Below are 12,486 nucleotides of genomic sequence, written 5' to 3' on the forward strand. Positions count from 1 at the left end.
CCTTACACGAATTCCTCACCCTGAATCAGCTTCATACGGGCCGGATTTCCTTTCCCATCGGCACCTCGATGGCGGTTTCATGGTCAGGCAGATTCATCTGCTGCAAGGCTTCCAGATCAGTCACTGTGGCACCGCTGAGCGTGAAGGTACCGCGGCCGGTGTCAGTGAGCGTCGCGCCCAGGCACGTTCCGGGTTCGAGGAAGCCCAACAGGATGTGGGGTATCTCGATCACGGACCCGTCAGGACCGATCCGCCATCCCTGGATGACGTACGTACCTCTGTCGGAAGCGAAAAGAGTTGGGCACGTGCCGTTTTGACTACCGACACCAAGGCATCGCAAACGCATGGCGAGGGGAACAGTGCAGTATCTGGCACGAGTGCATTGCTGCGGTTACGGCCTGAGCATCCGACAGCCGATGTCTCAGTACCGCGTAGCTGAATACATCACTGACGTCCCGTCGTGTAGGCAGGGCGCTGTTTAGTCAGGGGGATTTCCATGCGTACCTTCATGTCTCGCCTCGGCGCTACTGTCACCTTGACGCTCGCCACCATGCTGCTCGGCATGGGGTCGGCGGGGGCTATCACGATCTCGGACTGCGTCGATGGTGGTGGGATCGTCATCCGCTGCGCCGAACAGCCGGTGACCCGCCAGGACAAGGTGGCGTGTCCGGCTCCCGGCAAATCCACCCGGATCTGGTGCTTCGGCGGCTTCTACGGCTATCCGGAACCGCTGGAGATCCTGGAGTTCGGCGGCGACACCCGGTACCGCGCTCGGTAGGGTGCAGCGATGACCACCGAGCGGGATGAGTCGACTGTCACGATCACGGGAGCGGCGCCTGCGGCGATCGTTGCCCTTAAGCGGGCCGCGGCCATTGCCGAGGAGCATGGGCACAACTGGATCGGTGTCGAGGACCTGCTGGCCGCGATTCTGACCGCGGAGCCATTGTCACTGCTGGAGCTGCACTGGCCCCGGCACGGCGGAACACCGCTGAACCGCGAGGAAATCAATGACTTCGATCCGTCAGCGCCACAGCAGGCGTTGACGTTCGATCAGGTCAAGGAGCTGGTGCAGTCGATCGTCCCTGGAGCACCGAAGGGTGCGCACGGGCCGGCGGAACCGGCTGCGGTTGCATACTCCCTGACAGGACCGCATGCGGAGGAGTTCCGAGGGATGGTAGAGGGACAGCGGTAACTGGAGTCGCACGATGAGAGAAGCCCAGGGGCACGGACCCAGCCAGTTCAAGGTGCCGTGGCCTCCCGATGACACGATCGGCATCATCACCACGGCCGGACGGGTCTTTCACCGCGGTACCGACTGTCCGGGGTACCAGCAAGGAATCGGGAATGCGCGTCGACGTGGCGCTGACATTTCACCGGTTGAGGAAGTGACGGCCGCTGAAGCACGCCGACGCCGACGCGGCGTATGCAACCGGTGCTGGGCTCGCTGATTGATCGCCGCGCGCCGACACCGACGGTCACCCCTTGCCGGGATCCCAGTTGCCGGGATTCGGTCGCAGACCGGAGCACACTGCGAGGTTTGCCTCTCCGGGCGCGCGGCGGGCAGGCTGGTCGGATGCCGATTTCACTGCCGCAGGATGTCGCTGACAATGTCGGTCAGATTTTCGGGGAACGCGGACGTCGATGGCTCGCCGAGTTGCCTGCTGTCGTGGATGCACGATGTGCGGCATGGGGGTTGGAGGTGATCGGGGACGGATTCGGGGGCGGTACGCATTCGTATGTTGCTCCGGTTCGGCGTAGTGATGGATCGGTGGCGGTGTTGAAGGTGCCGGTCGTCGACGAGGAGAACCGAGGGGAGCCGACCGGGCTGTTCTGCTATCGGGGCGAGGGAGCCGTCCGGTTGTACGAATTCGATGGCGGGTCCGGGGCGATGCTGCTCGAATGGGCGCGGCCGGGGACGGAACTGGTGTACCAGCCGGGGTTTCCGAGTCTCGAGGGGCGGCCGGAGAATGTCGAGAAGGTTGAACTCGCCTGCCGGTTGTACCGGCGGCTGCGGCGCGAGCCCGTCGGCGTTCCGCAGGGATATCCCGCGCTGCCCGCGGCCACCGATCTGGTGGCGGAATGGAGGCGGCTCTTCGTCGATCCGGAACCCGCTGTGACGCAGGTTATTCCCGGACAGCTCCTGGCGAGGGCGGCAGAGTGGTGCGAAAAGCTGGCGGTGCCCGACGGGCCGCTGCTGATCGTCAATCGGGACACGCACCTGGGCAATATCGTTGCGGCTGAACGGGAGTCGTGGCTGCTCATCGATCCGAAGGCGTATTTGGGTGAGTCGGCCTTCGACGCGGGATTCCTGGTGATGATCCAGGTACAGAGCGCACCCGACCCGGAACATGCTCGCGGGGTCGTCGAACGCACCGCGACCGCACTGGACGTCGACGTCGATCGGGCCCGCGGCTGGGCGTTCATGCGTGCCATGGAGGAAATCGTCTGGGCCTTCGACGACCAAGAACCCGATGACCTGCGGCTACACCTGACCGTCGCGACCGCGCTGGCCTGACCCTCAGCGGTTCAGTTGCCCGAGGCGTCCCGGTCCTGCTGGGCAAGGACGAAGGTGCCTTGGCCGTTGGGGTCCAGTCCGGTGTCGAGGATCTTGTCGTCCAGAAAAGCGGCGGCCTCCTGATCCAGGAAGATCCGTGACCCCTCGGCATTGAGGACCTGGTCTTGCTCGGCCGGTCCCGCGGACACCGCGAGCTGGAGTGTCTCCGCGCCGTCCGCCGTGGAGATCCTCAGCCCGGCGTCCTCCGGCGCTCCCTGCGCAGACGTGATACTACGAACGGCCTCGATGGCCGCGGGGGTGATCATCAACATGTGTCCTGCTTCCTTCCTGCTGTCCTGGCAGTCAGCCAGCTGAATGGCGGACTCAGGCTGCGAGGGCCCACCTCCGACGCGATCGTCATCGGCGCCGACAGCCAGCACCGGGCGTTCTCTCACGATTAACCATAGACAGCTTCGCGAAACCACTTTTCGGTTGCGACCTCAAGTTGAGAACATCCCCGCACGTGCCTGCGGTACCACCTGGCGGGGTGGTCGCCAGCGCTATCGAGCGGTCGGCTCGTGCATTTTCGCAGCTCGGGGGTGGTCGAGTGGCGTTAGGGTAGAGGGGGGAGAGTGCGAGGAGTCGAGAGATGAGCACCACCATTCTGATCGTGATCATTGTCGTCGCCGCTGTGGTTATGTTGCTGGTCGGGGGGTGGCTATTTATGCGCAAACGGCGCGAACAGCAGCGGGTCGAGGCTCGAGGTATCCGTGACCGCGCGGCAGAAAGGGAAGTCGAGGTCGCTCAGAGGGAAGCGCGGGCGGAGGAGACGGCCGCCAAGAGCCGGGCGGCAAAGGCGGAAGGCGAGGCCAAGGCCGCGCAAGCCGAGCAGCTTGCCCAGCAAGCACACATGCATCACAACAAGGCGGCGGAATCGCGAACCGAGTTGGGCAAGGAGTGGGAGCGCGCGGATAAGGTCGATCCGGACTCGAAGTCAGGTGGGACGCAGAAGGGAGCTGACCCTGAGCAGCCGCCGCGCAGCCCGTGACATTGATCCTGAGGGTTCCCCGGCTGTAGGAATTCGATCTTCGGCGGGGCACAATATTGGCAGGGATGAAGGTTCCAGGATGTGATCGGTCGTGTTCGACAGATCACTTCGCCCACTGCTCGAGGGGGCGAGACGGACGACATGCACCGAGACGGCGAGCGCCCGAAAGGGCTCAGCGTTTCCGCACTGGCGGCGGTAGCGAACCCGTCGTACTCGCGAATCGACACGTGGAATCTGCTCGACGACGCGTGCCGCCGGCTCGCCGATGTCAACGGTGCCGGGCTGGACACCACCCACGAAGCCGCCCGGGTGCGGCGCCTCCTCGATCGTCTCTGCGCCTACGAGCGCTACTGGCTGTACCCGGGCGCGGCAAGACTGGCGGCGTTTCGCGGATATCTCGCCGATCTTGCAACGGTCCGGCTCACCGAGGAAGTGTCGCTGGCCGTGCGCCTGCTCTCCGAGTACGGCGACCGCGCGGCTGTGTTCGACACATCCGCGCCGTTGGCCGATCAGGAACTCGTGGCGCGGGCCAAACAGCAGCAGTTCTACACCGTTCTGCTCGGCGACGATTCTCCGCCCGAGGCTCCCGAAGGCTTGGCGGAGAGCCTGCGGGCGCTGCGCGACCCGTCGGACGATGTGCAGTTCGAGCTGCTCGTCGTGGCGAGCATCGAGGACGCCATCACCGCCGTCGCGTTGAACGGCGAGATTCAGGCCGCGATCATCCGGCATGACCTGCCGCTTCGTTCACGCGACCGGCTACCGCTGATGACCACGTTGCTCGGCGCGAACGACGACGTGGTCGTCACCGACCGCACCGACGACTGGATCGAATGCGGCGAGTGGATCAGGGAGCTGCGGCCGCATATCGACCTGTATCTGCTCACCGACGAGTCGATCGCCGCGGAGACCGAGGACGAGCCGGACGTCTACGATCGCACGTTCTATCGGCTCAACGACGTCACCGACCTCTACAGCACGGTCCTCGCCGGCGTCCGGAGCCGGTTCGCAACACCGTTCTTCGACGCCCTGCGTACCTATGCGGCCGCGCCGGTCGGCCAATTCCACGCCCTTCCCGTCGCGCGGGGCGCCAGTATCTTCAACTCCAAGTCGCTGCAGGACATGGGCGAGTTCTACGGCCGCAACATCTTCATGGCCGAGACGTCGTCCACCTCCGGCGGGCTGGACTCGCTGCTGGACCCACACGGCACGATCAGGGCGGCGATGGACAAAGCCGCCGAGACATGGGGTGCCGACCAGACCTACTTCGTGACCAACGGGACATCCACCGCGAACAAGATTGTCGTGCAGGCCCTGACCCGGCCGGGCGACATCGTTCTGATCGACCGCAATTGCCATAAGTCGCACCACTACGGTCTGGTGCTCGCCGGGGCGTACCCGATGTACCTGGACGCCTACCCGCTCGAGCCGTTCGCGATCTACGGAGCCGTGTCCCTGCCCACCATCAAGAAGGCGCTGCTGGACCTCGAGGCGGCCGGGCAACTGGACCGAGTGCGGATGCTGCTGCTGACCAACTGCACGTTCGACGGCATCGTCTACAACCCCCGGCGCGTGATGGAGGAGGTCCTGGCGATCAAGCCGGACATCTGCTTCCTGTGGGACGAGGCGTGGTACGCGTTCGCAACCGCGGTGCCGTGGGCACGACAGCGGACCGCGATGGTTGCCGCCCAGCAACTCGAATCAGCGTTGTCGTCACCCGGATACGCCGAGGAATACCGCAACTGGCGTGCGTCAATGCAGGGAGTCGACCGTGCCGAGTGGAGCGAGCACCGGCTGCTTCCCGATCCAGGACGCGCGCGGGTACGCGTGTACGCGACGCATTCCACCCACAAGTCGCTGTCCGCGCTTCGGCAGGCCTCGATGATCCATGTCCGCGACCAGGATTTCAAAGCTCTCGTCCGCGAGGCGTTCGCCGAGGCGTTTCTGACCCACACCTCGACGTCGCCGAACCAGCAACTCCTCGCATCGCTGGACTTGGCGCGGCGGCAGGTCGACATCGAGGGCTTCCAGCTGGTCCGGAACGTCTACGACATGGCCTTGGTATTCCGGCACCGTGTCCGCAAAGACCGGCTGATCGGCAAATGGTTCCGCATCCTCGACGAGGACGACCTGGTGCCCGACGAGTTCCGTGCCTCTGAAGTCAGCTCGTACCGGCAGGTCAGGCAGGGTGGCCTGGCAGAGTGGAACGAGGCGTGGCGGTCCGATCAGTTCGTGCTCGACCCGACTCGGGTCACCCTGTTCATCGGCAAGACCGGCATGAACGGGTACGACTTCCGCGAGAAGATCCTGATGGACCGGTTCGGCATCCAGATCAACAAGACCTCGATCAACAGCGTGCTCTTGATCTTCACGATCGGCGTCACCTGGTCGAGCGTGCACTACCTGCTCGACGTGCTGCGCCGGGTGGCTACCGACTTCGAGAGCAGCCGGGGCGGGGACGGTAAGGCCGATCGCGCCCTGCAACAGCGCCGGGTCGACGAGATCACCAAGGATCTGCCTGCGCTGCCCGACTTCAGCGAGTTCGACAGCGCGTTTCGTCCCGACGGCGCCAGCTCGTTCGGCGACATGCGATCGGCCTTCTACGCCGGATATGAGGAGTCCGACCGCGAACACGTCCTGCTCGGCGACGCCGGGCGCCGACTGGCCAAGGGGAAACCGCTGGTGTCCGCCACCTTCGTGGTCCCCTACCCGCCCGGTTTCCCGGTGCTGGTCCCAGGGCAGGTGATCTCGACGGAGATCCTGTATTTCCTGGCCGAGCTCGACGTCAAGGAAATACACGGATACAACCCCGACCTCGGGTTGTCGGTCTTCACCGACGCCGCGCTCGCGCGGCTTGCCGCGGCTCGGCACGCACATGCCGCGGCGTCCGGTGGTGCACCGGAAGCAGCTCCGGCGCCGGCAAGCCACCGTCGGGTCGGGATCTCGTGAGCTGTTGTGCCGCACAGCCGAATGTCGTACAGCCCTCCCGATGGACTATGGGCTATGACGGCCGGGGTCGCGTGTGTCCGCGCATGATGTCGACGGCGAATTGCGCGTATTCGACGGCGATTTGGTGGCGAGAGATGGGGCCGCCGGGGCGGAACCACTGCGGCAGGGAAGTACACATGGTGGCGACAGCGCGGGCGGCTTCGCGGGGGTGGGGGGTGGTGAACTCGCCTGCCCGGATGCCTGCGGCAACTTGATCGTCGATCAATCGCTGGATATCGGTGCGCAGAGCGGCGATTCGGGAGCGGTTGGGTTCGTCGAAGCTGCGCATTTCGCTGGCGCCGATAAACGCGAGGTCTCCACGGTGCGTGTGGAACAGCGCGAGGGCTTCGACCATATTGGCGAATCGTTCGACCACGGTTACGCCGTCGTCGCGGGCTGCCGGAATTCGCCAGTGCAGTTCGGACATTCCGAGGTCGAAGATGGCGACCAGCAGGTCCTGTTTACTCCGGTAGTAGTGGTAGACGCCGGCGACACTCATACCGGCGTTCGCCGCGATGCTCCTCATCGTCGCGCCGTGGTAACCGGTTTGCATGAATGCGGCGATCGCCGCACCGAGAACAGGATCAAGGATCAGGGGCTCGAAGCTGCGCCAAGTTTGCCCGTCACCGGCCGAACGGGCAGGCGAGGGGCCGGTCGCGTCGGCGGCTGCGGTCAGCCGGGCGGTGAGAATGTCGATGGTGGAGACACCGAGTTCGGCAGCGATCCGGTCGAGTCGGTCGACGGTCAGCGGTGTTTTGCCGTTCTCGATGGCGCTGAGGGTTCCAGCGCTGACGTCGACCCTGCGCGCCAGTTCCCGCAGCGAGACTCCAGCCGCTGTCCGAGCCCGGCGCACCAGATGCCCCGCACCGGTGTCGCCGGCATCCTCACCCACCATTGCCTGTTCAGACACACTGAACATGCTACATCGCCCGAGCGCAGAAAATATCAGGAGAGGCTTGACAGTTTCGCGGTATGCGGTGAGCATGGTCACAACCTGAACATTACCTAGCGAACGTACGGTGCATGTTCAGCCATCCAGTGAACGGAAGGATGCGCGATGGCCGAGGTGCCGGCCCTTCTCGACTTGCTCGACGACTCGTCGACGCACTGGGGGAAGTGGCGCCCGACTGCCGAGGAGCCTACGAGGTGCGTGCCGCGGCAGCATCCGGCCCAGCCCGGCGCCGAACCCGCTTCCGTGGTGTCTCCTGACGCGCACCGGCGATCCGGCCGCTCACGAGCAGGACTGTCGCGACGAGACCTTCGCCACCATTCGCCGGTTCGCGCACCACCGGCCTCGGAACAGCGAACACGTCGAGCCGATCCTCGGGCTTGCGGCAGCCGGGCCGCGGGTTGCTGACGTCGTTCATTCCCAGCAGACAGGCAAGTGCGGTCCGTATGTTGCTGTCACTTGCTATCGCTGCCGTTGCCGGAGGTGCCTCACACTGACTTGAAAATAAGGACTGAGCATGTATTTTCCCGAAATAGATATCGACAGAGCTGGGTTTCACGCGGCTATGGAAGCCCTGGTGATGGACGATCCGCACCCCAGTGATGATTTTCAAGATTGTCCCTCGCACTGGATGCGGAGAGCGCTCTACGCATATGAATGGGCCAAACAGTCCTTCCTTACTCCGGAGCTTCCACGCCCAGGTGAAGCTCGTGAAGCGGTCCTACTCCATGAGGCCAAGGAGCAAGAAGGAAGAACACCGTGATGACTGTGTGGTGCTGCTCCCGGCTCAGCCGCTGTCGAGCGCACGGTCGGCGAGTGCGGCGATGACCGGTGCGAGTGTCCTGGCGTAACCGACGGTGAGGTGATTGTCGTCGCGGTACACCAGGTTGTCACCGATGATGAGGGGGCAGCGGGCGGCAGTGCAGAACAGCGAGGTCAGATCGGCGTACCGGCCGCCGGCGGCGGTGGCTGCCGCCTGCTCGGCCGCGATACCCGCGTCATCGACCGCGACCGAACGTGCCGGCGTGCATGCCGCCGCATTGTCGATATGGTCGGACAGGCACGCAGGCACGGTGGTGTGCGGATCGGGGATCGCCCGGAGAACGAGGACCGCCGCTCCGGTCGCTCGCAGCCCTCCGACCAAGCGGTTCAGGCTGTCGATCCAGGCCTGGTCGTAGGAGACGAAGCCGAAGTCGGCGCCGTAGCGCCGGGACATGCTCACCACGATCAACCGGGGGCGTTCAGCCCGCAGCCGAGTCAGGACCTGGTCGCGCCACTGCTCGCATTCGGTGTACTCCCGGCCAAGATAAGGGCTGGTGATGGGCAGGCCGAGCAACGGGCAGGTGACCTTGGCCATGGTCGCCAGCCGCCAGTGCCGCTGCGCGGCGATCGACTCGAACGCCGGATGCCACATCGCCGCATGGGATCGCCGACCAGGGCCACCGTCGTAGGCGAGTCCGGATCGCCTGAGGCGCACTCGGCCTGTCCCACATCACGCCACGACCGCACGCAGCCGTCGAGGAACACGGCCGCCTTGTCACCGGGGGCATCGGCGAGCGAGGGCGTGAGATTCGATGGAACAGCACGGATTTCGGCCGAGGCAGCGACAGCGGCCTGCGTCTGGTCGGTCAGCTGCCGGACCGCCCCGTCGCGCGCGTCGCCGCTGGCAGCAGCAGGCGTGGCGAGCGTCAGGGCCGGGGCTGCCGCGCCACGGCCGACCGGGACGGGAATGAGCATGAGCAGCAGCAGTGCCACACAAGCGGCCACCGCGGTGCTCACGCCGCCACAGGCCAGGCTGCGTGCGGCCGACCTGCGCAACGGGGCGGCGAAGCGGACCGGATTCTCGACCAGCCACAACGTGAGCATGGCGAGTCCGCCTGCCATCATGACCGCGCCGATCGAGCCACCCCAGCCGAGCTGGTGACCGAGCACGCGCGGTGCCAGCAGCAATACCGGCCAGTGCCACAGATAGAACGAGTACGACACGCGGCCGATCGCCCGCAGCGCACGCAGCGTCAGTCCGCGAGCAACCCCGAATGGTGTTTCCACACAACCGGATACGATCACCAGGGCGGTGCCGAGGACAGGTAGCAAGGCTGCGGTGCCAGGATACGGTGTTTTCCCGTTCAGCTGGGTACACGCCGCGACGATCAGGATCAAGCCGATCCATCCGGCAGGGGCAGCGACCGATTTCGGCAGCCGGGACCACGCGCAGGCCGACAACGCGATCATGCCGCCGGTGCCCAGCTCCCAGGCCCGCGTCGGCAGCGAGAAGTACGCCCACGGTGGCAGCGTGCGGGTCCAGATCAGCGAGATCGCGAAGGACAGCGCGGCGACCGCCGCAACAACGCTCAGATACGGGAACACAGCGGACGATCCGATTCGGCGCCGCCGCGCGAACCATGCTGTGACAGCGATCAGTGCGGGCCAGAGCAGATAGAACTGCTCCTCCACACCGAGCGACCAGAAGTGCTGAAATGGCGACGGAAGAGTATCGCCGGCCAGGTAGTCGGTGCCGCGCCGTGCGAGACGGTAGTTCCCGGCGTACAAAGCACCGGCGATCCCGTCGCCGAGCCGATCCCGTGCGACCGCTAGGTCTGCTCGCTCGGGCGGACCATGGCCTGTTGGTGAACTCGAGCACCCTCGATCGAGGTTGCACAGTGTGCTGCAGCCCTGCAACGGTGGGAGCGAAATCGCCTGAGGTCTGCAAGGATTGGCGTAATGATCCTCGTGACAGGAGCGACCGGCAATGTCGGCGCGGAAGTTGTGCAGGCCCTGGCCGCGGCCGGAGAACCAGTGCGGGCGCTGGTGCGTGATCCCCAGCGCGCCGTTGTGCCCCAAGGGGCGGAAGCCCTCGCGGGCGATCTCACATCGCCCGAGACGCTGAGTTTCGACCGGGTGCGCGCGCTGTTCCTGCTGCCCGGCTATCCCGGGGTCGCGCAGGCGGCCGCAAAGGCGGGCGTCGAGCACATCGTGCAGCTCTCGGGTGTTTCCGCGGGTACCGGCGACACCTCCAACACCATCACCCGCTACATGATGGCCTCTGAGCAGGAGGCAACCGAATGCGGTGCGGCATGGACCATTCTGCGGCCCTGCGCCTTCGCCTCCAATGCCCTGCGCTGGCTCCCCCAGCTGCGCGACGGGGACGTGGTTCGCGCGCCGTTCCCCGAGGTTCGCACCGCTGCCCTGGATCCGCAGGACCTCGGCGCAGTAGCCGCCACAGTACTGCGCGCGAATAGTCACCACGGTGAAATCCTCTGGCCCACCGGCCCGGAGCCGCTCACACCGGCCGAGCAGGTCGCGATCCTGGCCGAAGCCACCGGCCGCGACCTCACCTGCCAGGGCCTCACCGATGACGAGGCCCGCGCCGACATGCTCCGAACCACTCCGGTGGAGTACGTGGACGCGTTCTTCGACTTCTACGTAAACGGAGCCATCGACGAATCCATCGTCCGCCCAACCGTCCAAGAGGTCACCGGCCACGCGCCGCGCACGTTCGGACAATGGGCAACGGCTCACGCCGACGCCTTCCGCTGATCGTCCCACGGCGGGTCCGCGGAGCGCAGGACCTGCCGATCGGGGGTGGCCGTATCTACCGGAACCATGCGGCCAATACTTCCGGTGCGAACCGGCAGTGTGTACCATCGGTACATGCCCTTACCTCGCTTCTACCGGCTACCGTCCGAGCGACAACACGACATCATCGAGGCGGCGAAGACCGAATTCGCGCAGCACGGCCCCGAGACCGCGTCGTACAACACGATCATCGCCAAGGCAGGCATCTCCAAGAGCTCTGCCTACCAGTACTTCGACGGCAAGGACGACATACTCGGTCTGGTGCTGTCCGATGTCTCCGATCGATTGCGCCGAGAACTGGGCAGCTGGGTCCCGGCGGATACCGCGGACGCGTTCTGGCAACGGCTCAGCGACGACTCGGCCCGACTCGTCCGCTTCCTCGAGGACAACCCACTCGATCGAGCCCTCGCCGACGCCGCCATAGCCCGGATTCCCGCCGGAAACGAGCAATCGTGGCTGGCCGCCGTGATCGACAATGGCATCGCTCTCGGCGTCATCCGCGCGGACGTGGACCGCGAATTGCTGAGCGCGGCGTCCGCCGCCGTGCTACGCGTCGGTGACAATTGGGCACTTGCGGGTGGCGGTCACCCCTTTCAGATCTTCAGTCTCCTCGCCGGATTGTGGGGACCTCCGCATGCGCAGTGATCTCCATATCGATTGGGCGATTCCGGCGACACCGCCGGGATGGGCCGGGCGCTTGGAACGGTTCATGGGTCCCGGAAAGACTCGGGCGGAGTCCGCCGTCGAATACATCGGCGGTGCGATGTGCCTTCTGCTTCTCGCAACATACTGCTGGCCGATGCTGTCCGACCGCAGTATCGCCGAAGTCGTGGTGCTGGCCATTATCGCCGCCGACCTTGTCGGAGGTGTATTGACGAACGCAACGAACTCGGCGAAACGCTGGTACCACCGCACTCCCTCATCCCGGGGCAGGTTGGCGTTCGTCGCTGTCCATACCGTGCATCTCGCTGTCGTCGGCGTGGTGCTGCTCGCCGATCCGGTGTGGTTCGCCGGCAACACCCTGCTGCTGATCGGGTCCGCGCTGCTGATCGAATCCGTGCCGGCCGACTTGCGCCGTCCAGTCGCCATGGCGGCCTACATGACTGCGCTCCTGATCAACCTGATCGCCCTACCGGTGCCGGCGCTGCTGGCCTGGTTCATCCCGCTGTTCTATCTCAAACTGCTGGTCTGCCATTTGATTCCGGAGGCACCCATTGCCGTCCGAGGTCGTTCGCACCCCAGCATTCGACAGGAAAATGCAGCCGAGCCGGGCTGCCGCGACACTCCCCGGTGAGCGCCGGTCCTTGCTGCATCTCCTCGAGTGGTATACGAAATCCATGGATTTCTAGGTGGCGGCGAACGGAATGCATCCACGGAGCAGCCCTGTCCCGGAGGTTCCTGCATTGACATACAAGGCGAACAGCAGTTCCTTAG

At 65.3% G+C, this 12,486-nt stretch carries 12 protein-coding genes and 1 pseudogene; 9 read left to right on the forward strand and 4 right to left on the reverse strand.

Features of this window, described 5'->3' with window-relative positions; genetic code table 11:
• Positions 1-31: 31 nt before the first annotated feature.
• The gene (locus NA4_RS42825) at positions 32-232 is read right to left on the reverse strand and encodes a hypothetical protein (RefSeq protein WP_245671590.1); all 201 of its coding nucleotides are present in this window, start codon (positions 230-232) and stop codon (positions 32-34) included.
• 264 nt (positions 233-496) lie between these two features.
• Here NA4_RS42825 and NA4_RS25720 point away from each other — a divergent pair, with 264 nt between their 5' ends.
• The 3 genes from NA4_RS25720 to NA4_RS25730 all read left to right on the forward strand — a co-directional run bounded on the left by NA4_RS25720 (position 497) and on the right by NA4_RS25730 (position 2,515).
• Positions 497-778 carry a hypothetical protein gene (locus NA4_RS25720; protein ID WP_157129300.1) on the forward strand — a complete coding sequence of 94 codons (282 nt, stop codon included), beginning with the start codon at positions 497-499 and terminating at the stop codon, positions 776-778.
• 9 nt (positions 779-787) lie between these two features.
• Positions 788-1,192: a hypothetical protein gene (locus NA4_RS25725; protein ID WP_067475195.1), complete on the forward strand. Its 405-nt coding sequence runs from the start codon at positions 788-790 to the stop codon at positions 1,190-1,192.
• Positions 1,193-1,573: 381 nt separating this feature from the next.
• Positions 1,574-2,515: an aminoglycoside phosphotransferase family protein gene (locus NA4_RS25730; protein WP_067475198.1), complete on the forward strand. Its 942-nt coding sequence runs from the start codon at positions 1,574-1,576 to the stop codon at positions 2,513-2,515.
• Between the two features lie 11 nt (positions 2,516-2,526).
• Here the strand turns inward: NA4_RS25730 and NA4_RS25735 are convergent, their stop codons facing one another.
• Entirely contained in the window at positions 2,527-2,826 is a 300-nt protein-coding gene (locus NA4_RS25735) for a hypothetical protein (protein ID WP_067475236.1), read from the reverse strand.
• Positions 2,827-3,143: 317 nt separating this feature from the next.
• On the opposite strand from NA4_RS25735, the gene NA4_RS25740 reads away from it, so the two are divergent.
• Both NA4_RS25740 and NA4_RS25745 read left to right on the forward strand, forming a co-directional pair.
• Positions 3,144-3,542, forward strand: a complete 399-nt coding sequence (locus NA4_RS25740; RefSeq protein WP_067475201.1) for a hypothetical protein — start codon at positions 3,144-3,146, stop codon at positions 3,540-3,542.
• A 141-nt stretch (positions 3,543-3,683) separates the two neighbouring features.
• The gene (locus NA4_RS25745; RefSeq protein ID WP_067475204.1) at positions 3,684-6,488 is read left to right on the forward strand and encodes an aminotransferase class I/II-fold pyridoxal phosphate-dependent enzyme; all 2,805 of its coding nucleotides are present in this window, start codon (positions 3,684-3,686) and stop codon (positions 6,486-6,488) included.
• A gap of 52 nt (positions 6,489-6,540) precedes the next feature.
• Here the strand turns inward: NA4_RS25745 and NA4_RS25750 are convergent, their stop codons facing one another.
• Positions 6,541-7,437, reverse strand: coding sequence for a TetR-type transcription factor C-terminal domain-containing protein (locus NA4_RS25750; RefSeq protein ID WP_245671591.1), 897 nt, complete (start codon positions 7,435-7,437; stop codon positions 6,541-6,543).
• A 556-nt stretch (positions 7,438-7,993) separates the two neighbouring features.
• Between NA4_RS25750 and NA4_RS40760 the strand changes: the two genes are divergently transcribed.
• On the forward strand, positions 7,994-8,239 hold the full coding sequence (locus NA4_RS40760; protein WP_157129301.1) for a hypothetical protein: 246 nt from the start codon (positions 7,994-7,996) through the stop codon (positions 8,237-8,239).
• Positions 8,240-8,263: 24 nt separating this feature from the next.
• Here the strand turns inward: NA4_RS40760 and NA4_RS39455 are convergent.
• Positions 8,264-10,062 (reverse strand): annotated as a pseudogene (locus NA4_RS39455) (acyltransferase family protein); the annotation flags it as partial.
• A gap of 135 nt (positions 10,063-10,197) precedes the next feature.
• Between NA4_RS39455 and NA4_RS25770 the strand changes: the two are divergent.
• The 3 genes from NA4_RS25770 (at position 10,198) to NA4_RS25780 (ending at position 12,346) form a co-directional block, all read left to right on the forward strand.
• The gene (locus tag NA4_RS25770) at positions 10,198-11,013 is read left to right on the forward strand and encodes an NAD(P)H-binding protein (protein ID WP_067475226.1); all 816 of its coding nucleotides are present in this window, start codon (positions 10,198-10,200) and stop codon (positions 11,011-11,013) included.
• Between the two features lie 114 nt (positions 11,014-11,127).
• Complete coding sequence (locus NA4_RS25775) at positions 11,128-11,697, forward strand: TetR/AcrR family transcriptional regulator (protein ID WP_218022411.1); 570 nt, start codon at positions 11,128-11,130, stop codon at positions 11,695-11,697.
• Positions 11,687-12,346 carry a hypothetical protein gene (locus NA4_RS25780; RefSeq protein WP_067475229.1) on the forward strand — a complete coding sequence of 220 codons (660 nt, stop codon included), beginning with the start codon at positions 11,687-11,689 and terminating at the stop codon, positions 12,344-12,346. The genes NA4_RS25775 and NA4_RS25780 overlap by 11 nt, the downstream gene beginning before the upstream one ends.
• Positions 12,347-12,486 lie beyond the last annotated feature (140 nt).

The organism is Nocardia amamiensis NBRC 102102 (assembly GCF_001612745.1).
Lineage (GTDB): Bacteria > Actinomycetota > Actinomycetes > Mycobacteriales > Mycobacteriaceae > Nocardia > Nocardia amamiensis.